The organism is Micromonospora sp. C28SCA-DRY-2 (genome assembly GCF_030519475.1).
Taxonomy (GTDB): Bacteria; Actinomycetota; Actinomycetes; order Mycobacteriales; family Micromonosporaceae; genus Micromonospora.
Genome location: NZ_JAUMKD010000003.1, coordinates 616,333 through 642,412, shown reverse-complemented (window position 1 = coordinate 642,412; position 26,080 = coordinate 616,333). Strand labels below are relative to the sequence as shown.

General features: G+C 70.8%; 24 protein-coding genes. 13 read left to right on the top strand and 11 right to left on the bottom strand.

Features of this window, described 5'->3' with window-relative positions; translation table 11 throughout:
• Positions 1 to 601: 601 nt before the first annotated feature.
• The 5 genes from Q3W71_RS16510 to Q3W71_RS16490 form a co-directional block, all read right to left on the bottom strand.
• A complete protein-coding gene (locus Q3W71_RS16510; protein ID WP_302920221.1) occupies positions 602 to 1,804 on the bottom strand; it encodes an MFS transporter in 1,203 nt (400 codons plus the stop codon).
• Positions 1,805 to 2,116: 312 nt separating this feature from the next.
• A complete protein-coding gene (locus tag Q3W71_RS16505; protein ID WP_302920220.1) occupies positions 2,117 to 3,364 on the bottom strand; it encodes an MFS transporter in 1,248 nt (415 codons plus the stop codon).
• Positions 3,365 to 3,418: 54 nt separating this feature from the next.
• A complete protein-coding gene (locus Q3W71_RS16500) occupies positions 3,419 to 4,423 on the bottom strand; it encodes an ABC transporter substrate-binding protein (RefSeq protein ID WP_302920219.1) in 1,005 nt (334 codons plus the stop codon).
• Positions 4,420 to 5,214, bottom strand: coding sequence for an ABC transporter ATP-binding protein (locus tag Q3W71_RS16495; protein WP_302920218.1), 795 nt, complete (start codon positions 5,212 to 5,214; stop codon positions 4,420 to 4,422). Before Q3W71_RS16495 ends, Q3W71_RS16500 begins: the two co-directional genes overlap by 4 nt.
• Complete coding sequence (locus Q3W71_RS16490) at positions 5,214 to 6,329, bottom strand: iron ABC transporter permease (RefSeq protein ID WP_302920217.1); 1,116 nt, start codon at positions 6,327 to 6,329, stop codon at positions 5,214 to 5,216. The genes Q3W71_RS16495 and Q3W71_RS16490 overlap by 1 nt, the downstream gene beginning before the upstream one ends.
• 322 nt (positions 6,330 to 6,651) lie before the next feature.
• Between Q3W71_RS16490 and Q3W71_RS16485 the strand changes: the two genes are divergently transcribed.
• The 3 genes from Q3W71_RS16485 to Q3W71_RS16475 all read left to right on the top strand — a co-directional run bounded on the left by Q3W71_RS16485 (position 6,652) and on the right by Q3W71_RS16475 (position 8,310).
• A complete protein-coding gene (locus Q3W71_RS16485; protein WP_302920216.1) occupies positions 6,652 to 6,972 on the top strand; it encodes a DUF2716 domain-containing protein in 321 nt (106 codons plus the stop codon).
• Between the two features lie 541 nt (positions 6,973 to 7,513).
• Positions 7,514 to 7,903 carry a DoxX family protein gene (locus Q3W71_RS16480; protein WP_302920215.1) on the top strand — a complete coding sequence of 130 codons (390 nt, stop codon included), beginning with the start codon at positions 7,514 to 7,516 and terminating at the stop codon, positions 7,901 to 7,903.
• Positions 7,900 to 8,310: a hypothetical protein gene (locus Q3W71_RS16475; protein ID WP_302920214.1), complete on the top strand. Its 411-nt coding sequence runs from the start codon at positions 7,900 to 7,902 to the stop codon at positions 8,308 to 8,310. The genes Q3W71_RS16480 and Q3W71_RS16475 overlap by 4 nt, the downstream gene beginning before the upstream one ends.
• Here the strand turns inward: Q3W71_RS16475 and Q3W71_RS16470 are convergent.
• From Q3W71_RS16470 to Q3W71_RS16460, 3 genes are all read right to left on the bottom strand, one after another.
• Entirely contained in the window at positions 8,300 to 11,038 is a 2,739-nt protein-coding gene (locus Q3W71_RS16470; RefSeq protein WP_302920213.1) for an AAA family ATPase, read from the bottom strand. The genes Q3W71_RS16475 and Q3W71_RS16470 overlap by 11 nt on opposite strands.
• Before the next feature lie 75 nt (positions 11,039 to 11,113).
• On the bottom strand, positions 11,114 to 11,476 hold the full coding sequence (locus Q3W71_RS16465) for a nuclear transport factor 2 family protein (RefSeq protein WP_302920212.1): 363 nt from the start codon (positions 11,474 to 11,476) through the stop codon (positions 11,114 to 11,116).
• Between the two features lie 63 nt (positions 11,477 to 11,539).
• Complete coding sequence (locus Q3W71_RS16460) at positions 11,540 to 12,508, bottom strand: NADP-dependent oxidoreductase (protein WP_302920211.1); 969 nt, start codon at positions 12,506 to 12,508, stop codon at positions 11,540 to 11,542.
• Between the two features lie 92 nt (positions 12,509 to 12,600).
• Here Q3W71_RS16460 and Q3W71_RS16455 point away from each other — a divergent pair, with 92 nt between their 5' ends.
• The 9 genes from Q3W71_RS16455 to Q3W71_RS16415 all read left to right on the top strand — a co-directional run bounded on the left by Q3W71_RS16455 (position 12,601) and on the right by Q3W71_RS16415 (position 21,602).
• The gene (locus tag Q3W71_RS16455) at positions 12,601 to 13,200 is read left to right on the top strand and encodes a TetR/AcrR family transcriptional regulator (protein WP_302920210.1); all 600 of its coding nucleotides are present in this window, start codon (positions 12,601 to 12,603) and stop codon (positions 13,198 to 13,200) included.
• Between the two features lie 576 nt (positions 13,201 to 13,776).
• A complete protein-coding gene (locus Q3W71_RS16450) occupies positions 13,777 to 14,334 on the top strand; it encodes a hypothetical protein (protein WP_302920209.1) in 558 nt (185 codons plus the stop codon).
• A 425-nt stretch (positions 14,335 to 14,759) separates the two neighbouring features.
• Complete coding sequence (locus Q3W71_RS16445) at positions 14,760 to 16,235, top strand: hypothetical protein (RefSeq protein WP_302920208.1); 1,476 nt, start codon at positions 14,760 to 14,762, stop codon at positions 16,233 to 16,235.
• 330 nt (positions 16,236 to 16,565) lie between these two features.
• Positions 16,566 to 17,297, top strand: coding sequence for an alpha/beta hydrolase (locus Q3W71_RS16440; protein WP_302920207.1), 732 nt, complete (start codon positions 16,566 to 16,568; stop codon positions 17,295 to 17,297).
• A 267-nt stretch (positions 17,298 to 17,564) separates the two neighbouring features.
• Positions 17,565 to 17,975 carry an SRPBCC family protein gene (locus Q3W71_RS16435; RefSeq protein ID WP_302920206.1) on the top strand — a complete coding sequence of 137 codons (411 nt, stop codon included), beginning with the start codon at positions 17,565 to 17,567 and terminating at the stop codon, positions 17,973 to 17,975.
• 62 nt (positions 17,976 to 18,037) lie between these two features.
• The gene (locus tag Q3W71_RS16430) at positions 18,038 to 18,928 is read left to right on the top strand and encodes an endonuclease/exonuclease/phosphatase family protein (protein WP_302920205.1); all 891 of its coding nucleotides are present in this window, start codon (positions 18,038 to 18,040) and stop codon (positions 18,926 to 18,928) included.
• A gap of 87 nt (positions 18,929 to 19,015) precedes the next feature.
• Entirely contained in the window at positions 19,016 to 19,486 is a 471-nt protein-coding gene (locus Q3W71_RS16425; RefSeq protein ID WP_302920204.1) for a hypothetical protein, read from the top strand.
• Positions 19,487 to 19,609: 123 nt separating this feature from the next.
• Positions 19,610 to 20,353 (top strand): cyclopropane-fatty-acyl-phospholipid synthase family protein, encoded by a 744-nt coding sequence (locus Q3W71_RS16420; RefSeq protein WP_302920203.1) that lies wholly within the window; start codon positions 19,610 to 19,612, stop codon positions 20,351 to 20,353.
• 166 nt (positions 20,354 to 20,519) lie between these two features.
• Positions 20,520 to 21,602: a winged helix DNA-binding domain-containing protein gene (locus Q3W71_RS16415; RefSeq protein WP_302920202.1), complete on the top strand. Its 1,083-nt coding sequence runs from the start codon at positions 20,520 to 20,522 to the stop codon at positions 21,600 to 21,602.
• A 61-nt stretch (positions 21,603 to 21,663) separates the two neighbouring features.
• Here Q3W71_RS16415 and Q3W71_RS16410 read toward each other — a convergent pair whose 3' ends face one another.
• From Q3W71_RS16410 to Q3W71_RS16400, 3 genes are read right to left on the bottom strand one after another with little or no spacing between them, the layout of a single operon-like run.
• The gene (locus Q3W71_RS16410) at positions 21,664 to 22,041 is read right to left on the bottom strand and encodes a RidA family protein (RefSeq protein ID WP_302920201.1); all 378 of its coding nucleotides are present in this window, start codon (positions 22,039 to 22,041) and stop codon (positions 21,664 to 21,666) included.
• A 2-nt stretch (positions 22,042 to 22,043) separates the two neighbouring features.
• Entirely contained in the window at positions 22,044 to 23,342 is a 1,299-nt protein-coding gene (locus Q3W71_RS16405; RefSeq protein ID WP_302920200.1) for an amidohydrolase/deacetylase family metallohydrolase, read from the bottom strand.
• Positions 23,339 to 24,625: a helix-turn-helix domain-containing protein gene (locus Q3W71_RS16400; RefSeq protein WP_302920199.1), complete on the bottom strand. Its 1,287-nt coding sequence runs from the start codon at positions 24,623 to 24,625 to the stop codon at positions 23,339 to 23,341. The genes Q3W71_RS16405 and Q3W71_RS16400 overlap by 4 nt, the downstream gene beginning before the upstream one ends.
• Positions 24,626 to 24,791: 166 nt before the next feature.
• Here Q3W71_RS16400 and Q3W71_RS16395 point away from each other — a divergent pair, with 166 nt between their 5' ends.
• Entirely contained in the window at positions 24,792 to 26,024 is a 1,233-nt protein-coding gene (locus Q3W71_RS16395; protein WP_302920198.1) for an alanine racemase, read from the top strand.
• The last annotated feature ends 56 nt before the right edge of the window (positions 26,025 to 26,080 follow it).

Genomic DNA, 26,080 nt, shown 5'->3' with positions numbered 1-26,080 from the left:
GTCATAAACCAATAAGCGAGGCTCAGCCACGCGGGTACAACAGGGCTGCACCCCAGGGCGTTCTCCGCATGCCCGGCCACTATGTTGGCGCGCACTTCGGTAATTCTGATCGTGCTGAAACTGCGGCGCGGATCTGCAAGGTTGGCTGGAACTGCTCGACGAAGTGCGCCTCGAGTAGCCGAGCGAGGGGTGCGGAGGCATAGGTTGTCCGTGTGCCGGGTGTGCGACGGCCAGCATCCCAGCGTGGGCCATCAGGGCTTGTAGTCCTGGCGGGTGCGAGGGAGCCACTGTGGGTGGACGGTGCGAAGATACTTGATGAGGCCTTCGCGCAGGTCGCAGCTAAGATCCCATGCGCTGGCACCGTCGCCGATCGAGGACCAACGTCGCAGTTCTGTCGGGTGCCATGGCTGCTCCTTCCGTAGCGGCTGAACCCATGTGCTACCCGGCAGCGCCGCGGACCCGACGACGAAACGATGACGGTCTGTGCCCACTATGGTGACGGCCGACCGGCAGTGATTTGACGTGGCGCCGGGGTGCGGCAGCGGGTTCGCCAGCGCAGGAAGCACCGATGGTCAAAGGACCGAGATGGCAGATGTAGGTCTTACCGCCCCCACATAGGAAGGCCGGAGGGCCTCGCGGCGACCAGCGCCACGAGCAGGGCGGCCCCGGCGCCGAACGCCATGAGTACCGACGGCGACGTCGCGTCGACCACGACGCCGCCGAGCAACGCGCCGAGCGCAATGGTGGCCTGGAACGACGACGTGAACAGCACGGACGCGGCCTCAGTCGAGCCCGTGTTCGAAGCCGCGAACCAGGACTGCGAGCAGACCGGCACCGCCCCGTAGGCGAGGCCCCACACAGCGAGCAGCACGACCGCTCCGATCGACGCGGTGCCGAGCACGGACAGCAGCCCGGTGGCGGCGGCGAGCGCGACGGCACTGGCGATCATGGTCGCCCGTAGGCGAAGCCGAACGGTCGCGCCGGCGATGAAGTTACCCACGACGCCGGCGATGCCATAGACCAGGAGGAACGGGGTGACCGTCCCGACGCCGGTGACGTGCTGCAGGAACGGAGTCACGTAGGTGTACGTGCCGAAATGCGCGGTCACGACCAGGACCGTCAGGACCAGTGCCGTGCGACCGGTGCGACTACTCACCACATCGACCAACGCGGCGAGCTTGACCGGTTGGGCGGCGGGCAACGGCGGTAGCACCGCGACCAACGCCAGCAACACGATCCCGGTGAGCGCGCCGAGCACGATGAACGCCGTGCGCCAGCCACCGAATTGGGCGATGAAGGTTCCGGCCGGAACGCCGAATACCGATCCCAGCGGTACGGCCGAAAAGACCACCGCGGTAGCCACACCGACACGTTCAGGCCGCACCAGCCGTGGGGCGAGGCCCGCCCCGATCGACCAGAAACCACCGATCACGACGCCGACGATTGCTCGGGACGCCACCATGACGGGGTAGGACGTCGCGGTGGCAGCGACCAGATTCGCCGCAGCCAGCAGCAGGATCAACCCGCACAGCAGCACTCGTCGGTCGAGCCGACCGACGGCGACGGTGACGATCGGTGCTGACACAGCCGCCAGCAACCCTGGCATGGTCATCGTCAAACCAGCGATGCCGTCGGACACGCCGAACGTGGATCCGATCGAGGTCAACAGTCCGATCGGCAGGATCTCGGCGGTGACGATGACGAAGATGCCCATCGCCACCGAGACCACGGCCAGCCAACCGAGGAGCGGGGAGCTGTGGAAGGCACGACGGGCGGTGGTGGTCGGATCGGTATGAGTCGGCATCCGTCGAGCCAACTGCGATCGGTGGACGATTGCTGGCGGCTTTCAGCCGCGAACGTGAAAGGGCTCGTATCCTTCCAGGCGGTCGTGGATCGGTCCGCGGCGACGAACATAGGCACCCGCTGGTGCTGGGCGCCCTGGGTCTGGGACCGACTCAGCGCTGCAGACCGCCGACGCGCTGCTGGTACACGGCGACTCCACCGCTCCGCCCTCGCTTCTCGGGCTCGCGGGGCGAGCCCACCGTTTCGTGGTGGCGAACCTCGTCATGCCAGCACGGGCATCGGTCCTGGCCACCGGTCACGCGCATGATCGCCTTCACCGGGCAGACCCGGCGGCAGGGGCCCGGGCGCGCCGCGAAGAGTTACCGGAGAAGGTGCGGGTGGTCGGGATCAGCGCCGAGACCGTCGGGGCGGCGAAGCAGACGACCGCGCAGGTGGCCAGCACAGCGGGAGTACCGTACGCGTTGATCGCCGGTGCGATGACGGCGAGGCCGACCGGCGCGAGCCCGTAGGAGAACAGGAAGTCCAGGGAGGAGACCCGCGCCAGGAGGCGGGGATCCACTTCGCGTTGGGTCGCGGTGAACCAGGGCACGTTGAACAGTTCGATGCCGAGTCCGGCCAGCGCGTAGGCTCCGACCACCACGGCGGGGTGGACCGGGAACAGCAGGCTCAGCGGCACGAAGCCGTAGAGTGACAGCCCGGCCAGGGCGGCCCAACCTTGGTTCCGGGGACGCCACCGGCTGATCAGCACCGCACCGACGAGCGCGCCGACGGTGTATGCGGTGGTGGCCGCCGCCAGCACCGCTTCCGTGCCGTAGCGGTCCCGGCTGACCAGGGGGAGGGCGACGCCGGTCGCGGAGTACCCGGTGGCGATGACCGCGGTAAGGGCCGCCAGCCCGGCCAGGAACCACGGGTGCCGCTGTACCTCTCGCATGCCGTCGACGAGGTCGGTGGTGATTCGCTGGCTGGCGGTGCCGGTGTCGGGCATGTGGTGACCGCGCGGTGGCACGAGCGCCGCGACCAGCCACAGGGCAGCGGTGCCCAGCAGGAGTGCCGGAACGGACAGGGCTGCCGCCAGCAGCGCCGTCAGTGCCGGGGCGACCAGCGTGCTGACCCGCACCGCCAGGGTCGTCGCGGCGTTCGCCTGTTGACGGCGTTCCGGTTCGACGATCTCGGCGGTGAGCGCCTGGAAGGCCGGGCGGCAGGCACCCTGGCCCGCGCCGACCACGGCCGCCGCAGCCGCGGTCAGCGCGACCGATCGGCCCACGCCGACGGCGAGCAGCGGGCTGGCCGCCGCGGCGGCCAGCCCGGACCAGAACAGCACCGCCCGCCGGGAGTGCCGGTCGGCCAGCACACCCCCCAGCGGTACGGCGGCCAGGAAGCCAACCGTGCGGGCCGCGAGCACGACGCCTAACGTGACCGGGCCGATCCGCCGGTCCAGCACGGCCAGACCGAGCATGAACGGCATCGCCCAGGTGGCCAGACCCGACGCGGTCGTGCCCAACCAGAGGCGCAGGAAGGCCGGCTCGCGCAGGATCGACCGGCCGGGGCGTGGCTCGGTCACGACGGGGTAGGTGGGGACGTGCTCGTCACGTGGGCTGATCTTTCGTTGCTGCGGTCAGGACTGCAGGTCCCGCAGGTACGCGGCGAACTTCTCCAGCCCGTCGACGTTGCGCGGACTGCTGATGCCCTCGTTGTAGTCGAGGACGAAGAATCGGTTGTTGACCACCGCGGGCAGGTTCTTGATAGTGGGCGAGGTCTTCAGGAATCTGATCTTCTGCTCGGCCGGTTGGTCCTGGTAGTCGAGGATGATGATCACCTCGGGCTGGGCCTGGACGACCGCTTCCCAGCCGACCTGCGTCCAACGGCCGTCGAGGTCGCCAAAGATGTTTCGGCCGCCAGCGAAGGAGATGATGTCGTTCGGCGGCACTTGCTTGCCGGCAGTGAACGGCTGATCGGTGCCGGAGTCGTAGAGGAACACCGGCGTCCGGGTGGCGGGTGACTGGGCCTTGACCGCCTCGACCCGCCGCTTCAGATCGGCAACCACCGTGGCGGCCCGCTGCTGCACACCGAAGATCTGGCCGAGCCGCTCCAGGTCGGTGTAGAGGCCGTCGAACGGAGCGTGCCGCTCGGGGTAATTCGGATAGTTGAAGCAGGACTCTGCGTGCATGAAGCTCTGGATGCCGAGCCCGTCGAGGATCTCCGGAGAGGTGCCGCGTTTGTCGCTGAGCCCGGAGTTCCAGCCAGCGACCACGAAGTCAGCCTTGGCCTCCACCAGGAGTTCCCGGTTGAGGAGATCGTCGCTGAGGAACTCGACCTTGGCGTACTCGGGGGCCCACGGTGATTCGGTGACCGGCGGATTGGCCGGTGGCATGACGTACCCGTGGACGTGCTCGGTGAGGCCGAGGGCGAACATCTTGTCGGCGCTACCGCCCTCGTAGACGACCGCGCGTCGCGGAGTGGTGTATTCCACCGGTTCGCCGCACCGGTTGACCGTGACCTTCCGCGCTTCGCTCCCGCTCGGTTCGACCTCGGCACCACAACCGGCGAGCAGTGCCGCGGCGACCAACGACGCCAGCACGGCCTGCAGCGCGGCCGGCCGGCGGGAAATTGTCCCGTTCATGTGGTGATTCCTTCCGAAGAGGGTGCTGAGTCGAGGGAATAGAGCAGTTGCGGATCACCGGTCAGCGGGTGTGTCACGACGCTGACCGCGACGCCGAACACCGTGCGGACCAGATCGGCGGTCAGGACGTCGGCCGGGGTCCCGGTGGCGACGAGCCGTCCCTGCGACAACACGGCGAGCCGGTCACAGGCGGCAGCGGCGAGGTTCAGGTCATGCAGGACGACGAGCACGGTGAGCTCTGATCCACGCAACAGGGACAGCAGCTCGATCTGGTGCCGGACGTCCAGGTGATTGGTCGGCTCGTCGAGCACCAGGACCTGCGGCTCCTGCACGAGGGCCCGGGCGACGAACACCCGCTGCCGCTCACCGCCGGACAGGGTGAGCATCCCCCGGCCGGCCAGATGCAGCACGTCGAGCTGGGCCATCGCCCGACGACACAGGTCTCGCTCCCGGTCGCTGAGTGGCTGGTTGCCGCGCAGGTGCGGGGCGCGACCGAGCGCCACCGTCTCGGCAACCGTGAAGTCGAGGTCCGTACCGCCGTCCTGGGTGAGCGCGGCGACCGACCGCGCGCTGCGGCGCAGTGGCAGGGTGGACAAGTCGTCGGGGCCGATCCACACCGCGCCGCGGCTCGGGCGCAGGGCCCGGTAGATGCAGCGCAATGCAGTCGATTTACCGGATCCGTTCGGTCCGATCAGTCCAACAACCTGCCCGTGCGGCACGTCGAGCGACAAATCACGGACGATGACGTTGTCATCGACCGCCACCGTGACGTCGTCGAGGCGGAGATCCATCACCGACCGCCGAACAGGTAGCCACGGCGGCGCATCAGCGCGAGGAACACCGGCACCCCGACCAGCGCGGTGATCACACCCAGCGGTAGCTCCCGAGGGGCCACGAGAGTGCGGGAGATCAGGTCCACCCAGACCATGAAGACGGCGCTGGCCAGCGGCGCGACCACCAGCACTCGGTGGTGCGAGGCGCCGACCACGATGCGGACCACGTGCGGCACCACCAGACCGACGAACGCGACCGCTCCGCTGACCGCCACCATCGCACCGGTGACCAGTGAGGTGATGACGAACAGTCGCCGACGTACCCCGATCGTGTCGACGCCCAAGCTGGTGGACGCCTCGTCGCCGAAGGTCAGCACGTCCAGGGTGCGGCCGTGCCAGTGCAGGACGACCACGCCGACGAGGACGACGGCCGCGACCACCGGCAGGCCACCCCAGGTCGCGGCGCCGAAGCTGCCCATCGACCAGAACAGCATGGTGGCGGTCGCCTCGCTGTCCGGTGTGAAGTAAATGATCACCGCCATCAGTGCCTGAAAACCGAACGACATGACCACGCCGGTCAGCACGAGACGCAGGGGCGTGACGCCGGCGCGGCTGTACGCGACCAGGTAGACCAGCGCCGCGGCGGCCATCGCGCCGAGGAAGGCCCCAGCGGAAATCGCGTAGATGCCGAGCGCGCTGAGACCGCCCGCGACCGTGACCGCGACGGCGCCGACCGATGCCCCGGAGGAAACCCCGAGTACGTATGGATCGGCCAGGGCGTTGCGAACCAGTGACTGGATCGCCACACCGACCGCGGAAAGGCCCGCACCGACGATCGCCGCGAGCAACACCCGGGGAGTACGGATCTGCCAGATGATCTGGTACGTGGTCACCTCATCGGCGTCGATACGGCCGCCGGTGAGCGCCGCCCACAGGTACCGGGCCGTCTCGTCGGGCGGGATGACCACGGGGCCGAGGCCGATCACCACCACAATCGAAATGACCAGCAGCGCCAACAGGGCGGCGACAGCATTGCCTGTCCGGGGCGACGGACGCGCAGCGACCTCTGCCGAGGTGTCGCCGGCGGAGGCGTCCGAGTTCGCCACATGATCGACGGCCGTTGAAGACGTCATGACGAAGCACCTTCATGCAGATGAAAGTGATTGTCAAATGCATGTAACGATATGTGACCTGAACCCGGCGCCACCCGCCAGGGCGATGGTCTCGGCGGGCAGACAGCGAACGAAACGCCGTCCAGCACCACCCGGCGGGTAGGTACGCAGAGTCGAAGATGCCCGTGCACTGCCGCGAGGGTGTCGAAGCAGGTCGGCGCCCGGGCCGCGGCCCGTAGCATCGCCACCGGACGGCGGCGTGGTGGAGGTGGGTTCGTCCGAGCTCACGTTCTCGGGTCGAGGGGAGCGACACGTCGCGCCAGCGTCCAAAGACGATCGATAGATGCAGCCTGTGGACGGTGCCGGTAATGCTGGCTGCTCGGGCCGGCGGTGCTTGCGCGGGAGCGAACGCGCGTCGGTCGACATACTGGTTGGGCCAGAGAACATCGATCCGCCCGGCCGGCCTGGCTGGCCGTTGTTGCCGTACCCCGACGGCGACTACTACATCTACCTCGCGGAGGACTTCCGGTTCGGCGCCTTCGGCCATCCGAGGAAGCTGTCGCTGTGCGTGTTCGGCGGCGGCCTGCTGGACCTGGTCGAAGCCGACCTCCATGACCTCCTCGGCAAGGTGATGAGACGCGTCGGCCGGCAGGTGACGGCGTGAGCGAAGGTCTGTGCGATGGAACGGCAACAACGCCAGCACATTCGCCCCTGGTCGCCCTGAGTCGATGTCCTAGGACGGTTTAGAGGAGGTGTGCAGCAGCGCACGCGGTAACGGCTTCGACCGCGTACGCACTCGGCCGGCTCCGCAAGGTCGAGGCAACCCCCGCGTTGCTGCGGCTGTGACACGACCCCGATCGGCACGTCCACGAAACCGACATGAAGCCCTCGGCTCAGTCGGCGGAGCGGCTGTCGTCGACGCGTTGCCGCTGAGCGCCGGTGACGAGAACCGCTGTTGCGCTGACCAGCGGACGGTGCCGGTGCGGACGGCGGCGGCCACGCCACCGGTGATCGCACCGACGATGGCCCGGGTGGCAGCGAGGTTGATGGCGGTGTCGGTGGGAATCCTGTTACGGAACTTTCCGGTGGGGAAGTGAGACGCGGCTGACCTGCCGCGGTCAGGTATGGCGACGGATGCGGCTACTGATAGCCCCGGTCATACCGTCCTCGTGACGATCGATCAACCGTCGCAGAGGAGATCCGTCATGAGCAACAGTCGTACCGTCGTCCTGCCGGCCAGCCGCCGGTCGGTCGCCGTCGCCCTCTGGGTGGCGCAGGCCGTTCTCGCGCTCCAGCTTGCCGCCGGCGGGGTTCTGAAGCTGATCGGCGACGCCGCCATGGTCGACCTGTTCGCCGAGATCGGCGCCGGCCAGTGGTTCCGCTACGCGGTCGGCCTGGTCGAGCTGGCCGGCGCCGTCGGCCTGCTGATTCCCCGGTTGTGCGGGCTCGCCGCGCTCGGCGTGACCGCGCTGCTGGTCGGCGCGACCGTCACCAACGTCGCGCTCGGCGTCGCGCCCTGGCTGCCGCTCGTCCTGCTGCTGGTGGCGGCCGCCGTCGCGTACGCCCGCCGGTCCGAGATCGGAGGGCTGCGATGAGCGCCGACCGGGACCAGGCCCTTCGGAGTCTGGCCGTTCTGGTCGGCACCTGGCGGGTGTCTGGATGGGACGGCGGGGAACCCGGCCGCGTCACCTACCGGTGGATGGAGGGTGGCCGCTTCCTGATCCAGGAGGTCGACCTCGGCGACGACGGCGACGGCACCAAAGGTGTCGAGTACATCGGCTTCGACACCGACACCGGCACGTTGCGGTCGCACTTCTTCGGTCAGTCCGGCGAGATCCTCGAGTACACGTACGAGGTGGCCGGCAACAGGCTCACGATCTGGTTCGGCGACCGCAGCTCGCCGGCCAGGTTCGAAGGCACGTTTAACGACGACTTCACTGTCAACACCGGCCGCTGGGTCTGGCCGGGCGGCGGGTACGCGTCGACGATGGTCAAGGTGTAGCGCGCGCGGCCAGGTCCGCCAGCTCGGTGCGTCTGGTGACGCCGAGCTTGGGATAGGCGCGGTGGAGGTGGTAGCCGATGGTGCGCGGGCTGAGGAACAGCCGGGCGGCGATGTCCCGGTTGCTCAGCCCGGCCGCGGCCAGCAGCACCACCTGGCGTTCCTGCGGGGTCAGCCGGGCCAGCGGATCGCGGTCGCGCGGCCGGGCCACCGGTCGGTCGCCGAGCGCGGTCAGTTCGGAGCGCGCCCGGGCCGCCCACGGCTCGGCACCCAGCGACTCGAAGCCGGACAGCGCGCCGGCCAGGTGGGTGTGCGCCTCGGTCCGGCGCCGCTGCCGGCGCAGCCACTCGCCGAAGAGCAGCGCGGTGCGCGCATGGTCGTACGGCCGCCCGGCGTCGGACAACAGCGCGAGGGCGGCGTGGTAGTGGGCCTCCGCCTCGGCGCCGACCGCGCGCAGGGCATCGCAGCGCCGCACCAGCGCGGCCGCGTGCGGCTGACCGACGTGCTCGGCCCAGTCGCGCAGTCCAGGCAGGAACCGGGCCGCCCGTGCGGAATCCCCGCCGCGTACCGCCGCCTCGACCTGGTCCGGTACCGCCCGCAGCGGAAAGTCGTGTCGGGCCGGACCGGCGCACACCGCGTCGAGATGCCGGGATGCCGCGTCGTAGCGGCAACGGCCGAGGTCGAGCAGCCCCAGCGCCCAGGTGGCGAGGGCGGCGTTGGTGGGATGCCGGGACGCGGCGCGCAGCATCCGGCCCGCCATCGCCTCGCAGGCGACCGCGTCGCCCGCGATCGCGGCCAACCAGGCCGGGATGGCGGTGAGGATGGTGGTCTGGGTGTCCTGGCCGAGGTCGGTCGACACGTCGAGCGCCTCGGCCGCGACAGTCTCGGCGTCGCGGAACCGACCGCGCAGCAGCAGCGATATCGCCAGCGGCTCCTGGGCGTACGGTAGCCAGCCCAACGCGCCCTGCCGGCGCGTGTCGGCGGCGAGAGCCTCCAGCGTCTCGGTCGCGGCCTCGTCGTCCCCGACGATCAGTGCCAGGTACCCGGCGAGCACCCGTTCCACGAACCCGGTGACCCGACCGCACCGCGCGGCGGTCACCAGGGCGCGCATTCCGGTGACGGCTTCCCTCGTGCTGCCGTCGAGGAGATTCCGGAATCCGACGATCCCGGCGACCACCGGCCGCAGCGGGGAGTCGGGCTCCAGCGGTACGGTGCTCAGCAGGTCCGCCGACTCGCGGATCACGTCGGGCGCGCCGGCGTCCTTGGCGCACCCGACGGCGTCCGTGAGGATCGACACGGCCTGCTCGGGATGGGACGCGACGATGGGCGCGGCGCCCCGCACCATCAGCGCCGCCGCCGCAGCGGGGGAGTCGCGCTCGTAGGCGACCTGAGCCTGGATCCAGGCCGCCTCCGCGCGGGTCGGCCGGTCGGTGGCGAGGTCGACGCCGGCCGCCGAGAACACGGCCGCCCGGTCGAGCCAGCCGGCGTCGTACGCCGCGCGGGCCGCGCCGACCAGCCGCCTTGCCTTGCGGCCCGGGTCGCTGCTGAGGGTGGCCGCGCGGTCCAGCGCGGCCGCCACGGCCGCCGAACCGCCCCGCTGGGCGGCCCGCCGCGCGACGCCTTCGAGTTCGGCGGCCACCGCCTCGTCAGATCCGGTGGTCGCGGCGGCCCGGTGCCAGGCGCGGCGGTCGGCGGACGCGTCACCGTCGAGCGTCTCGGCCAGCGCCCGGTGCGCGGCGACGAGCCAGCCGCGGGCCGCGCCCCGGTAGGCCGCGGACCGGATGAGCGGATGCCGGAAGCTGATCGACTCAGCGGTCAACTGGACCAGCCGGGCCCGCTCGGCCGGTTCCAGGTCGGCCGCGGACAGCCCGAGCCGTTCGCCCGCCCGCACCACCACGGCGAGCTCGGCCGTGTCGTCCGCGGCCGCCAGCACCAGCAGCCGCTGCGTCGCCTCGGGGAGGTCGCCGATGCGGGACCGGAACGCCTCCTGCACCTGTTCGGTCACCGGCAACGGCTCGACGGGCGTCGACCACGGACGCCCGCCGGCCTTCCGGTCGGTGAGGGCGGCCGCGAACTCGAGGATCGCCAGCGGGTTGCCGCCCGCCTCGGCCACGATGCGGGCCCGCGTCGCCGGGGCCAGAACGTTCGCCCGCTGGTCGAGAAGCGAACCGGCGCTGGCCCGGTCCAGCGCCGACAATGCCAGCACCTCGAGGCTCGGGGCGGTGAAGCGCCCGGCCTCGTCGCGTACCGCGAAGAACATGACCACGGGCTCGCGCCGCAGCCGCCGGGCCGCGAACAGCAACGCGTCCGCGGACGCCCGATCGAACCATTGCGCGTCGTCGACGATGCACACCAGCGGCCGATCCCCGGCCAGCTCGGACAGCAGTGACAGCGTGGCCGCACCGACCAGGAACCGCTCGCCGGCACCGGCCGCGGTCAGGCCGAGAGCGGTCCGCAGCGCCGCCGCCTGCGGCCCGGGAAGCGCCTCGACGCGGTCCAGGTACGGGTGGAACAACAGGTGCAGACCCGCGAACGGCACCTCGATCTCCGACTCGATGCCCACACCGCGCAGCACCGACATGTCCCTCGCCGACGCGGCGATGCGGTCAAGCAGCGCCGACTTGCCGATCCCGGCCTCGCCGCGGATGACCAGGGCGCCGCCGTCACCAGCCCGGGCGGCGGTCAGCAGCCGGTCCAGCCGGGCCAGTTCCTCCGTCCGCCCGAGGATCACCCGTGCACAGTAGCAACGGGCCCTTTCACTCACCCGTACACGCGCTGCGTGGGCCCGGGATCGCGGATGAGGCGTTCAGGCTGGGTCGAGCGAACTGAACTGGATGCCAGCGAGTCGCCACCCATCCGGTAGTTCGATCCATGTCTGGCTCAGCCGGACTGTCAGTGTCATCGCCTCACCGCGCCAGGTCGCCCGGCTGCGCTGGACGCAGCGCACGATCGCGGCGCGGTCGTAGCGGCGTACGTCGAGTTCGGTTGTCGTCAGGGACAGGTAGGCGAAGTCGGCGTGTCGGTCGATCCACTGCCGTTTGTCCAGGAGGTAGCCCCGCTCGCCGATGGACGTGAAGTCATCCGCCAGCAGGGCGTTCAAGCGGTCGGTGTCGGCATGCAGTTCGGCGTCGTCGAATGCTTGCTGGAGTTCGCGGATGTCAACTGTCACGTGGTGATCCTGTCCCGGTCATCGGACGGTCGGATTGTCGAGAAGTGCCGATGGCAGTGGGTTTCACATCGTGACGACGAGCTTGCCGGTCGTGTGCCGGCGGACGAAGTCGACGCATGCCTGAGCGCCCTGGTCGAGGGTGTAGCGGCGGCCGATCGTGGCCGGTAGTTCGCCGCGGACCGCCAGCTCACCGACGTCCCGCATGCCGCCGAAGGTGCCGCCCATGTCGAGTACGAAGTGCAGACTGACGTCGTCGCGGCCGATCCAGTCCTGCTGCGGTACCGGGTACGTGATCGTGAGGAGCCGTCCGCCCGGGCGGACGGCGCCTGCGACTCCGGCAAGATGGTCACTCGGCAGGGTCAGGTTGACGGCGACGTCTACGTCGGAGGGGTATTCGGATTCCCCGTATCCGATGGTGTCGTCAGCGCCGAGCGCTCGGAGGATGTCGGCGTCGGTGGCGGTCGCGGTGGCGATCACCCGCGCGTTCGCGGCGGCGAGCAGCGGAATCAGCGCGGTTCCGACGCCGCCGGTGGCGCCGACGACCAGGACGGTTTCGCCGGGTTGCACCTTGGCGGTGGCCATCAGTGCGCGTGCGGTCAGGCCGACGGTGGGCAGGGCGGCCGCCTGCTCGATGTCGAGGCCGGCCGGGCGATGCGCCAGGAACGGGGTGTCGGCCTCGAAGACCGCGTACTCGGCCAGCGAGCCGGTGCTCAGCGACGGCCGGGTCGCACCGGCCATCGCCCGCAGCGCCCGCGGCACGGCCTGACCGAAGATCTCGTCGCCCACCTGGTAGGCCGTCACGCCGGCGCCGACCTCGCTGACCGTGCCGGCGAAGTCGTTGCCGGGCACGTGCGGAAACCCCAGCGGTACGACGTCGCGGAAATCCCCGCTGGGCAGCCGGACGTCCGCCGGGTTGATCGAGGCGGCCGCGATCCGGACCTGGATCTGCCCCGGCCCGGGCTGGGGCACCGGCACATCGCCCACGGCGTATTGCTCGGGCGGCCCGTAGCCGGTCACGACAACTGCCTTCATGCGCTTCCCCCATAAACGGACCGACTGGTCATGTTATCGGTCGCGAAGCTAGCAATAAACGGACCGGGCGGTCAACTTGCTAGGGTGGCCGCGTGACCCCGACCCGCCCGTTGCGTGCCGACGCCGCCCGCAACCGACGGCTGCTACTGGCAGCCGCCGCCGATGAGTTCGCGGAGCGTGGCCTGGACGTCTCGGTCGCCGACATCGCCCGCCGGGCCGGTCTCGGCAAGGGCACCCTGTTCCGCCACTTCGCCACGAAGGACGACCTGCTCGCCGCGATCGTCCTCGATCGGATCGACGCGCTCAACGCCGTCGGCGAACAGTTGCTCGACGCGGCGGACCCGGGCGCCGCGCTGCTGGAGTTCCTCACCGTCGCCGCGGACCAACAACGGCAACGCGACCTGTCGTTCCTCCAGGAAGCCGGCGAACTGAACGCGGACGTCACCAGGGCCCGCGAGCGGATGTTCCGCTCCGTGCACAAGCTCGTCGATCGGGCTCGGGAACACGGCGCGGTGCGGGCCGACGTCACCGGCGCCGACGTCATCCTGCTGATGTGCGCGCCCAACTACGTCGCCAGCTACGCGCCGGACGCCTCGCCCGACCTGTGGCAGCGCTACCTTGCCATCATCTTCGACGGCCTACGCCCAGAAGGCGCCCACCCGCTGCCGCACCCGCCGCCGCCCGCTCTCTGACGCCGCCAAGCAGAGTCTGACCACTGATGCCCGCGGACATCTCTGGGGTTGTCCTCGACTGGCTGTGCGCGGCGTACCCCGGGGTTTCTCGAGGCGAGTGTCGGCCGTCTCGCCGATGACACCTCGATCGTCAGGCGATCCGGTGGGGACCCCGCCTGAGGCGTCCGGCCGTCCCGGGCGTGCTCTCCAGCCGGCTGTAACGTCCGTCCTCGTCACCTCTTGATCAGCCGTCCCTGCGGCCCGGCGCTACCGCCGTCCCGGCGGCCCGGCGCTACCGCCGTCCCGGCGGGCCGGCGTCACCGCCGACCCGGGCGGGGCGCATGGGTCGACGGGACGAACCGCATGGGAAACCGGTGCGCTCCGCATCTTGGGACCGTCCCGGAACCGGCCGAGACTGCAGTCATGAGAACGAACTTCCCGGCCGCCCCGGCGGGCCCGCCGGATGGAGCGCGAGCACGTGCCGGCCACGCCGACCGATGCCCCTCGCCGGCCTCTTCGCGATCCTCGTGCTCAGCTGCTGAATCCGCCGTCTCCGACCACTCAATTCCAAATCGACCTGGACAGCCGCCCAGCAAGATGCGAGCGCTGCTGAATCGCTGGCCCGCGGCGCTCGGGGTCGCGTTCGCGGTCTCGCGACTCGCCACCGACGACCCGCAGAGCCTCTCGGGCGTGCTACTGGTACTGATGTTGGCGACGACGGGCTACGTCGTGATAGCCGCATCCGTCCGACCTGGCTGGTCCTGGTCGATTGTCGGAGCGCTGGTGGTCCTGGTGCTGGCCACTCGACTCACCTCGACCGGGCCAGTCGTCGAGCTGGCGGTGATGGTCGTGATCATTGTCGCGGCGATCGTCACGGGCCTCATCCGCCGTACCTGGACGAGGTCCGACCTCTACCGATGGCAGCCCTATGCCGCTGTGGCATTCGTCGCGATCAGCCTCGGCGCACTCTGGCTCTCTCCGGAAGCCGGACGCGTGCTGATCGCGGCCGGACTCGTCGGGCATGCCCTGTGGGACCTCGCTCATTGGCGGCGCCACCAAGTCGTCTCGAGGTCGCTGTCCGAATGGTGTGGCGCACTCGACTTCACCCTCGGACTCGGTGTCCTCGTGCTGACTCTCTGGCCGGGTCTCGTTTAGCAGTGGGTCATCGCTACGGTTCGGAGGATATCGGCGAACCCTCACGGGTCCGGGCGGCCGGGCAGGTCTCACCGGGCGTAGCGCGACTGTTTGACCGCCAGGGCGAGCACGCGAGCAGGGTTCTGCCCGGGCGTCCACCTGACGACGCACCTGCGCCGGTACCGGCAACGGTTGGCCCGACGCGGGGTGCCGGTCACCGCCTTGTTCCTGACCGACGGCGGTGCGGACGCGCTGTGGCGGGACGTGTGCGCGGCCAGTGGGGTGACCCTGCTCGGCGCCGCGGACGAGCCCGCGTGGCCGGTTCTCCTCGGCGCCGACGGGTCGGCGAAGACCCGCTGGGTTGGTTGGTCGCGCCGGGTTGGCCTGGCTCGAGGTGTTCCCAGGGGTGCGCGAGCGTCGGTGGGCGGGCCCTAGACTTGCCGCTCGTGACGACACCCTTCGCTCCGGTCGAGGTGGCCTTCGGGTTGCTGCGGGAGGGCCGTATCGGCGACGCCGAGGACCTCATGACGCGCGAGTTGCAGGCCGCGACGGACGTATACGGTCCCGGCAGCCCGGAATGGGCCTCGGCCCAGTGTGACCTCGGCAGTGTGCTGCTCAACGCCGACCAACTCGACCGCGCGATCGAGTGCTTCCGCCGCGCCGCCTCCGCGCCGCCGCGCGATCACGAGTCCCGCAAGGACCAGTTGACCTACCGACTCAACCTCGGGTTGGCGTTGCGCATGGCCGGACGACTCGACGAGGCCGAGGCGGAGCTACGCCACGGCGTGCAGGAGCGGCTCGCCTTCTACGGACGGGAGCATGCCGGGTACGCGTTCGGCCTCGAACCGCTGGCGGACCTGCTGCGGCAGCGTGGCGACGTGGCAGGCGCCCGGCAGGTCGTCGAGGAGGCGGTGGCCAACCTGTGGCGCAACGGGCACGAGCGGGTGGCCTCCGCGTTGGCGCTGCGAGCGGCGATCGTGCACGCCGGTGGCACCCGCGAGCCGCTCTTCGTGGGCCTGCACCAACTGCCGGACGAGGTTGTCGAGCAGGTCGGGCAGGCCGTTGTCCGGATGCTGGACCACGACGACCCGGCGTCCAAGTCCCTGCTCACCGCCCTGGTCGCCGCCTTGGAGGAGCGGCTCGGCGTCGACCACCAGGCGACCCTCAACGCCCTGTCCGTGCTGGCGAACCTCGGGCGTGATCTCGGTGACCAGGCGGGGCGGGTCGACGCGATCGAGCGCGTGCTCGCGTCGTACGACCGGCAGGGCCGGCAGGACGAGGCGCTGATGGCAGCGCTCGGCTTGGCGATGGCTCAGGACGAAGCCGGCGACACCGAGGCGGCGCTGCGCACGTACGCGTCGGCGCACGCGAGGGCGGCGCGCATCGGTCGCCCGGAGCTGCTGAGTCAGGTGCTGCGCAACTGGGGTCTCGCGCTGAAGGAGGCCGGCCAGGTGGGCCCGGCGGAGCAACGGCTGAGCGAGGCGGTGACCCAGGCCCGCCGCGGCAGCGATCCTGACACCGTGGGGCGGGCCTGCATCGCCCTCGGCCTCTTCCTCCAGCACGAGGCACGGCTGTCGGAGGCCCGCACGGTCCTGGAGGAGGGCCTGGCAGTCATCGATCCCGTACACCGGGACGCGGTGATCGGCCGCAGCCACCTCGGCGCGGTCCTGGATGGCCGCACCTGCGGGTGCGGCGACATGGCGGGCACGATCGCCGACGCGTTCCGCGAGTTCGTCATCACCAGGATCCCCACGGATCTGCTCGAGCGCCTCGACGTGGCGATCGTCGACGGCGAGTTGAAGATCGGGGTCGGGCTGCGGCGAGAACCGGCCGAGTCCGAGCTCGAGCGGCTCAACGACGTCCTCCAGACCGCTCACGCGGAATTCCGCCGCCGGCTCAGCGAACCACGCTACGCCGGCTGACCGCTCGACTGCCGTTATTCCTGAGTCCTGTGACCCGGGGCCGCCGCGGTGCCCGGTGTCGGTCACCGGCTCGGTCCGCGGTCCCTCTCGGGAGGCGGTGAGCGGCTGTGAGTCCGTTGCATCGTGCCGGCTGAGCGGGACCGCCTTTCGCGGCCCCGCAAAACCGGTGGGCGGACCACGGCGGCCACTGCTACCTTGCCGGAGGCCGTGCCAGAGGGCGAGGAGGTGGTACCCGTGAACGTATCGACATGGGTGCTCCCCTCCGGGGTCACGGTCGGGCGATAGGTCGTCCGGGAGCGCCGTTCACGAGCACTCCCGAAAGGCACGACCGTGCGATTCACTTCCGAACAGCGCCTCGACGGCGGCGTCCTCGAGCGCGAATTCAGCCTCGGCGAGATCCCCGGCGTCCTGTGGACGCCCGAATCCGCATCCGCACCGGCGCCGCTGATCCTGGTCGGCCACCCCGGCGGACTGCGCAGGATGTACCCCCGGCTGGTGGCCCGGGCCCGGCACGCCGTGGCGGCGGGCTTCGCCGCGGCCACCATCGAACTCCCCGGCGGCGGCGACCGGCCCCGTTTCGCCGTCGCCGAGGAGGCCCGCGCCGACCTGCGCCGGGCACTGGAGGCCGGCGAACCGGTCCCCGACGAGGTCGTCGACCGGCTGGTCCGCCCGCTGGTCGACAAGGCGGTCCCGGAATGGCGGGCCGCCCTGGACGCCCTCCTCGCGCTGCCCGGGATCCGCGGCCCCGTCGGGTACTCGGGAGGCGTGATCGCCATCGGTCTCCGGCTGGCGGTGGTCGAGCCGCGCATCGCGGCCGCCCTGCTGTTCGCCGGCAGTTTCGTGCCCCGCGCCATGGTCGAGGAGGCCCGGCAGGTCACCATTCCGCTGCTGGTCCTGTTGCAGTGGGACGACGAGGGAAACGACCGGCAGCTGGCCCTGGACCTGTTCGACGCCTTCGGCTCCACCGAGAAGACGCTGCACGCCAACATGGGCGGGCACACCGGCGTCCCGCCCTTCGAGGGGGACGACGGGAACCGGTTCTTCGCCCGGCACCTGAGGTGAGTCCGGGCCGTCCGGCCGGCGGCAGCCGATAGGAGCTGTCGGCCAGGATGCCGCTCGTCGAGGATGCCGGCGGCTGTCGGCGAACGGTGCAGGTGAAGCTGGACAGCCGGGAGCGCGGCCGCCGGCAGCGGAAGCTCGTCGGCGTCCACGATGGGAGGTGCGCTCAGCCGCTTCCCGCGGAATGGCCCGCCGCATTCCCCTCCATCGTCGGATGTGCAAGGGTTGGCGGCGAGGCCGACAGCCGAACCGAGTGACCGAGTGGGGCGGATGGGATCCATTTATCGTGCGGCGAAGCTGACGGTGCCGGCGGACGTGGCGTGGGATTTCCTGGATCGCTACACACGCTCGGAGGTGCACGTCTTCTCAGCTTGTCAGAGCGAGCGCCAAGAGGGCGACTACCGCGTGGTCACGCTGGCCGACGGCAGCGAGATCTGGGAGCGCAACGTGACCGTCGATCCCGCGACCATGCGGGCCGTCTACACGATCCCCGGGTTCCCCGGGGCGGAGCACCACCAGGCCGAGATGCGGGTGCTGACGGACGGCGACGGCGTAGCCACTGTGGTCTGGACAACCGACCTTCTGCCGCACGAGTTGGTGGAAAGCCTCAGCGAGGCTTACGAGGCGATGTTCGGTGAACTGGTGGCGGCCATCAACGCGCACGGCGCACGGTCGGGCTAGGGCTCGAAGCTCCGTGCGCCATCCCGGTTGCCGGGGCTCGGCATCGGGCACAGGATGGTGTGATGGCCGACAAGCCTGCCAGCCTGCGGGTACTGACCCTGAACGTCCTTGCGCCGTTCTTCGCCGACTGGCCACGCCGTCGGGCGGTGCTCGTTGACGGGCTGCGCGAGCTGCGGCCGGACGTGGTGGCCCTGCAGGAGGTCGCCGGCGGCGGGGACGTGGACGAGGCCGCCGGCCTGCTCGGGCCGGACTATCACCTCGTACCGCACCCGGGGCGGTCGGCCGACGGGGTCGGCGCCGTGCTGGGCAGCCGGTGGCCGGTGCGTACAGTCGGTGTTGTCGACCTGCATGTCACCCCGCGCACCGCGGTGCTGCCATGGAGTGCCGCGGTCGTGGTGGAGGTCGCGGCGCCGCCGCCGCTGGGACCGGTGCTCATCGCCCATCACAAGCCCGCCTGGCAGTACGACGCCGAGTACGAGCGGGAACTGCAGGCGGTGCGGACGGCCCGGCACATCGAGGAACTCGTTGCCGAGCGGTCCGAACCGCTCGACCCGGACGGCCCGGGCACCGAACCGCACGTGGTGCTGCTGGGCGACTTCGACGCGACACCCGACGCCGCCAGCGTCCGCTTCTGGACCGGCCGGCAGTCGCTGGCTGGCGTCAGCGTCTGCTACCAGGACTGCTGGCAGGCGGTTCACCGCGCGGAGCCGGGGCACACCTTCTCGCCGGACAATCCGCTGGTGCGGGCCGGGCAGATGCCGCTGGACCGGGGGCGCCGAATCGACTACGTCCTGGTCCGGTGCGGCCCGCATGGGGCAACCCTCGACGTGCTGAACTGCCGGCGAGTGTTCGCTGAGCCGGTTGACGGGGTGTGGGCGAGTGACCATGTCGGGGTGCTCGTGGACCTCCGCCTTCCGCCGCACCCACCGGGCACCTGGGTGGACATCCCCTAGCGGTACGCGTCCAGTCAACCGATGAGCGGGCGACCAGGCGCGCGTCAGCCATGCCCGTCCGTCAGGGGAGGAGGCATCGTAGGCATCGTGAGTGATAGCTACATCCGTCTGATCCCTGACGACCAGCGGTGGCAGCCCACGGTCGAGGCCGCCGCCTCCGCCGCTGCTTATGTGGCGGAACTGTTCTACGGCCAGGGTGATGCGGTCGAGCGGGTGGAGGTCACGTTCTACGACCGGGTGACCCTGATCGACGCTGGCGAGTACACCACCCGGATCGCCTGCTCCCGATGCGAGGCGGACATCAGCTTGGACTGGCTGGGCGATGTGGTCAGGGAGAACGGCGGAGCGAGCTTCGACAGCCTGGACGTGCTGGTTCCGTGCTGCGGTGCCGCCGCCGAGTTGGACAGTTTGCACTACGAGGAGCCGATCCGGTTCGCGCGATTCGAGGTGAGTGCCATGAACCCGACTCGGGCGAGATCCGAACTCGACGGGACCGAGCTCGCCCGGGTGGCTCAGCTGCTCGGTCACCCGGTGGTGCAGGTGCTCGCCCACTACTGATCAGACTGCCGCGATGAGCTGCCGCCCGGATCGCCCGGGATCGGCTGCGCACTCCTGCCCCGGACACGTGCACGGCACGACAACCCGAGTGCGGGCGCGACCGGACTCGTGTTGACTTCGACGATGGATCGTCAACGGCTCAGCAGCATCGCGCACTCGCACCACCCGATCGCGGCCCCGATCTCCGGTGTCAACCTGAACCGACTCCTGCGCCGAGCGGGCCGCCAACCGGCGGCTCGTGTCCTCGACCTCGGCTGCGGAGAGGGAGCCTGGGCGCTGCAGGCCCTCGCTCACTACCCTGACGGGCACGCGGACGGCGTGGACGTCAGCCGGTACGCCCTCGAACGTGCCGCCGGCGCCGCCGCCGAACGCGGCCTCGCCGACCGGCTAACGCTGCACGAGCGCGACGCCCGCACGTACGTGCCCGACGGCGATTACGACCTGGTGCTGTGCGTCGGTTCGACACACGCGTTCGGTGGATTCGCCGGGACGCTGGAGCTGGCCGGTCGGCATGTGAACGCCGACGGCATCCTGCTGGTCGGTGAGGGGTTCTGGCAGGTCCCGCCGACTCCGGAGGCACTCGCGGCGCTCAGTGTGAAGCCGGCGGAATTCACCGACCTCGCCGGCCTGGTCGACGCTGCCGAGCAGGCCGGCTGGGCGCCGGTGTACGCCCATGTCAGCGACGCCGCCGAGTGGGACGACTACGAATGGTCGTGGGTCGGCTCGCTCACCGAGTGGGCGCTGGACAATCCCGGTCATCCGGACGCCGCCGAGGCACTCACCGTCGCCCGGGAGCACCGCGACCAGTGGTTGCGCGGGTACCGCGACGTTCTGGGCTTCGTGACGCTGGTGCTGCGCCGCAGCTGATCGTGGTGCGGGTTTACTCTCTTAGGCATTTCGGATCGGGGGGAAGCAGATTGGGAGCAGCAGGGGGCGGTGACCTGCGGGACATCCGCCACTTCTTGGCCGGGCTGACGTGAGCCAGACGCTGTCGTCGCGCGCCCTCGGGCGCGCTACGCTCGCCCGACAGTTCATGCTCCAGCGCGTGGCGATGCCCGCCGAAGAGGTGATCGTTCACCTGGTCGGCATGCAGGGCCAGGCGCCACAGGCTCCCTACGTGGGGCTGTGGAGCCGCATCGACGGCTTCGAGGCGCACGAACTGAGCCAGCTCCTGCTTGACCGGCGGGTGGTGCGCATCCCGGTGATGCGCAACACGATCCACCTTGTCACCGGCGACGACTGCCTGGCGATGCGCCCCTGGACGCAGCCCATCTTCGACCGTGATCTTCGCACCAACACCACCTTCGCGCCCGGCCTGCGCGACCTCGACCTCACCGCACTCGCGGACGCCGCCCGCGAGCTGGTCGAAGCCCAGCCGCGTACCGCCAAGGAGCTGGGGACGCTCCTCCAGCAACGGTGGCCGGACCGTCCAGCCAACTCCCTGGCGCACGGCGCCCGCAACCTGCTACCCCTGGTCCAGGTGCCCCCACGCGGGCTGTGGGGCAGGAGCGGGCAGCCGACCCTGACCACCGCCGACGCCTGGCTCGGCCGGCCGCTCACCGAGCCGGACCCGGCGATCCTGGTGCGCCGCTACCTCGCCGCGTTCGGGCCCGCCAGCGTCCAGGACGCGCAGACCTGGTCCGGCCTCACCCGCCTGCGGGAGGTCTTCGAGCGCCTGCCGCTGCGGCGGTTCCGGGACGAGGGCGGGCGCGAGCTCTTCGACCTGGAGGACGCGCCGCGGCCGGACCCTGACACGCCCGCGCCGGTGCGGTTCCTGGCCGAGTACGACAACCTGTTGCTGTCGCATGCCGACCGGACCCGGCTCGTGGGCGCCGAGTCGCTGCGCGCCATCGGCGCTTGGCGCGAACCGCCGCGGGGCGTGCTGGTCGACGGGTACGTCAAGGCCACCTGGAAGATCATCCGAGAACGCCAGGTGGCACGGCTGGTGGTCCAGCCGCTCGACCGGCTCGGCAAGCGGGACCGGGCCGAGTTGACCGCCGAGGGCGAGCGACTGCTCGCGTTCGCGGCCGCCGACGCGCACGGCAAGGAAGTGTCGTTCGCCGGGACCAGGGTGTGGGCCGCGGGTGCCTCGGCGGCATCGCGGATCCGGGCCTAGCTATCCGTTCACGTGGAACCCTCAGACCCGTGCGTCCGAGGGGCAGGCATCGGGTGAGTGTCTACCCGGTGTACAGAATGGCGTCGACCTCGATGTCGAAGCCGTCCAGCGCGACCGGCAGCGTCGTGCGGACCGGCAGGTTCCGCTCGCCGAAGAACTCTACGTAAATCTTGTTCATCTCGGCGAAGTGGGCGAAGTCGCGTAGGTAGACCCCGACGCGGACGGCCTGGGTCAGGTCGGCGCCGGCAGCCTCGGCGACGCGAGCGAGGTTGGTGAAGGCCGCCCGCGCCTGCTCCGCGAACGCGCCGCGCACCCACGTCCCGTCGGGCAGTACCGGGGTCGCGCCAGCCAGATACACATGGTCGCCCGCGACGACCGCCTGGGAGTACGGGCCCCCGGGCGGAGCGGCCTGGTCGGTGGTGATGACGCGCTTGGGCATGGTCAACCTCTCTCGTCCGTACCCGGAGACTCCTCCGGTCGCCGGGGAAACTGTTCGGACAGCCCGTCTGGTCCGACCAGAGGCGTGCTGAACAGCGCACGCAGCACGTCGGCCCGGTCGTCCAGGGCATGTCGCTGCGCGGTGGTGAGCGGAATCCACGGGCGCGGCGGCTCGGGCAGCCGCGGCGGCAGCAGGCGTCCGCCCAGGTACGTGGCCTCGTTGACCAGCCGCTGCTTGCCGACGCGGCGTTGCCCGTGGGCGTCGACCAGCTCGAACGGTCCCTCCGCCACCGAGAAGACGGCCAGGTCAGCGGGGGCACCCGGGCTGAGCGTGCCGGCGCCGCCGGGTAGGTTGAGCGCTCGCGCCGGGCGGATGGTCGCCGCTGCCACCACCTCCTCGAGGGGGAGGCCGACCGCCAGGAGCTTCGCCATCGTCGTCGGCAGGTCGAACACCGGCCCGTACAGACACCGGGCGTGCAGGTCCGACGATACGGTGTGCGGTGTCAGCCCCGACTCCAGTTGCGCTTCGAGCACGTCGAAGGCGAAGCCGCCGGAGCCGTGACCGAGATCGAACAACACCCCCCTGGCGTACGCGTCGCGCATCGCCGGGCTGACCAACTCCGGCCCCGCGGCGATGGCGCTGGCGCAGTGCGTGACGATGTCACCGGGGCGGAGAAGCGCGACGACGTCCGCGACAGCCGGCGGGGACGTACCAACGTGGACCATCACCGGGACGTCGCACGCCTCGGCGGCCATGATGCCCCGGCGCAGCGGCTCGACCCCGTTCCCGCCCACGGTCTCCCGGTCGATGCGAACCTTGATACCGGCCACCAGGTCCCGGTTGTCCCGCACCGCGGCGACGGCCAGGTCCACGTCGCAGTTGTGCAGGTCCCGGCACTCGCCCGTACGGCCGGTGAGCCCGAGCGCGGAGATGTTCAGCAGTACGGGCACCCGGACCTGCAGACGGCGCAGCGCGACCCGGAACGCGTCGAGCGAGTAGGCCCCCGCCGAGCCGGCGTCGACCCAGGTCGTGACGCCGGAGCACCACGCGACCGGATCCGGGTCGATGCCCCAGTAGGTGGCCTGGGTGGCCACGTGCGTGTGCAGGTCGATCAGGCCCGGGGTGACCACCTTGCCCCGTACGTCGACGACCTGCCGGGCACCATCGGCCGGCAGCGCCGGCTCGACGGCCGCGATTCGGCCGGCGCGGACCGCCACGTCGTACCGGCCGACGTGCCCGCCGCCGGCGTCGATGACGTGCCCGCCGGTGAGCAGCAGGTCGGCCAGTACCGGACGGCTCACTGGCGCCCACTGCTGATTGCCAGCCGGTACAGGCGGGTCGGGCGACCCTTGCGGTTGACCTGCGCGCTGCCCTCCGGAATGACCAGGCCGTGCTCGCCGAGCTTGCGGATCAGCCGGCGTCCGCTCGGGTCGGTGATCCCCAGTGCGGTGGCCAGGTCGCTGGGGGAGACGGACCTGCCGTTGAGGCTGCGCTCGATGGCGGTCAGCCGCGACAGGGTGGCGGGGCTGAGCCCCACGCTGCGGGCCAACTCCTCGACGTCGGCGCCGTGCTCGCGATAGGTGAAGGACAGGGGCGTGCCGCTCGGCCCCATCGGGCCGATGACGACGCCGCTGTCCTCGATGAGGTAGGCACCGGGCGCCACATCCTGCTCGGCGCGGGCGGCGGCCCGTTCGGCGAGGGTGACGCAGGTCCGCGCGGAGGCGCCGATGCCGAAGCCGGCGACGACGCGGACGCCGAGGGTCTCCTGTGCCTGCGCCAGCACGGGCAGGCTGGACCAGCTGTGCGTCACCGTCTCGAACAGGGCGCGATGGGCGAAGACCACCACGCCGCGGCGATCCCGGTCCTCGATCCAGCAGTCCGCGAACCCCGGGGTGTTGAGCAGCATGTTCATCAGGCCGACGCGAGCCCGGTCCAGGTTGGGGGAGAGGCGGTTGACGAGGAAGACCCCGGCGGCGAAGCGGAGCTTGTCTGCCTGCTTCGACCGGATCCGTAGGGCCAGTTCGTGCAGCTCGGCGCGGATGGTGGCGGGCCCCGGCAGGCCGCTCATCACCGGTACCCTGCCCGCGAACGCGCCCATGACGCCGGTGCGCACGCTGATGACGTACGTGCCGCCGGAGGTGCGCAGCGCGTCGCGGTGGAACTCGACGATCTCCTCGATGCGCTGCTCGGGGTCGAACGGCAGGCAGGAGATCTGGCTGCGGTCCAGCTCGAGCGCGTGGGTCACCTCGTCGACGGTTTCCAGGTCGAAGGTGTCGATACTCACCGGGGTGGCGGGCCAGCCCTCGGCGAGCGCACGGCACCAGGCGAGGGCCAGGTCGAGGCCGGCGGACCGGAGGACGGAGACCGGCAGGTCGGCGGGAAGAACGTCGCGGCACCGGGCGTATGGCACCGGCCCGAGCAGCAACCCGTCGACGTTGCGGCGGTCCAGCAGGGCACGTACCCGATCGCGGATCTCGCCCTCGTGCCCGTAGGTCACCCACTCCAACGTCACCCCGGCCAGGGTGCGGGCCGCAGCCTCGAACCGGCTGCGATGGCTCGCGTGGATCACGAGTCCGATCGCCATCGCCACGGGCCTCGCTCCTCAATACGATCAGGTTCGGAAGTAGCTCGCTGAAGGTCGTTCCAAGAGTGCGGCCTGGCGCCGCGATGGTCAAGCGCCACCGCGTCGCAGATGATCACCTCTCGGCCCGCCGATGATCACTCGCCGCCCGGACCCGGAAAGGCATCAGATGAACGTTGAGCCACAGATCGACTGGCGTACCAAGGGCTTCTGGTGGCCGGGACCGGCGGTGGACGCCGCGGACTTCGTCGCGGCCGGGCACCACCTGTTCGGTGGGGCGTTCACCTGGCCCACTCTCGTCGTGCGGCGCACCGCGATCGAGCACAACATCCGGACCCTCGCCGACTTCTGCGTACGGCACGGCCTCGCGTTCGCGCCGCACGTGAAGACCACCATGGCGCCCTCGCTCATCGCGGCCCAGGTGGCGGCCGGGGCCTGGGGTGTCACGGTGGCCACCGCCAATCAGGCCCTCGCCGCCCACGCGATGGGTCAGCGGCGTGTCGTCCTGGCCAGCCAGGTACTCGACCCGGCCCCGCTGCGGTGGGCGGCAGGAGAGGCGCAACGCGGCTTCGAACTCCTCTTCCAGGTCGACTCGACCACCGGCGTGGCGCTCGCCGCCGATGCGTTGCGCACAGCTCCCGGTGACCGGCCGCTACGGGTGCTGGTCGAGCTGGGATACCCGGGTGGACGTACCGGATGCCGCACCCTCGGCGACCTGGCCGACGTAGCCGCGGCGGTCGACGCCGCGCCCCGGCTGGACCTGGCCGGGATCGCCGCCTACGAGGGCGGACTGCCCGAACCCGCCGAGGTCGCCGCGTTCCTCGACCGGGTCCGGGTGGCCACCCGGGATCTCGGGCGCCGCGGCCCGTTGCCGGCGGAAGTGGTCGTCGCCGCGGGCGGCAGTGCCTACTTCGACATCGTCGCCGAGCGGCTCGCCGGCCAATGGTTGCCCGGGCATCACCTGACGACGGTCCTGCGCAGCGGCGCGTACGTCTCGCATGACGACGGCTTCTACCGGCTGCGCACACCATTCCGCCGCGTGCCGGACGAGGGCTTCCTCGATGCGGCGGTCGAGGTGTGGGCCCAGGTGCTGTCCACGCCGGAGGCTGGCCTGGCCATCGTCGGCATGGGCAAGCGGGACGTCCCGTGCGACGAAGGACCACCGGAACCGGCCTGGGTTCGGCGGCTGGACGGCACGCTGGTGCCCGCGCGCGGCCTTCAGGTGAGCAGACTCAACGACCATCACGGATTCGTGGCGACCGACGATGTGACGCCGCTGCGTCCCGGCGACCTCGTCGGCTTCGGCATCTCCCATCCGTGCACCGCCTTCGACAGGTGGCGGACGATCCCGGTCGTCGACGAGGACCGGACCGTCGTCGATGTGCTGCAGACCTACTTCTGAATCCACGAGGTCTTGACGACCGGCTGACGGCGGGCCCACGCTATGACCCTGCTGCT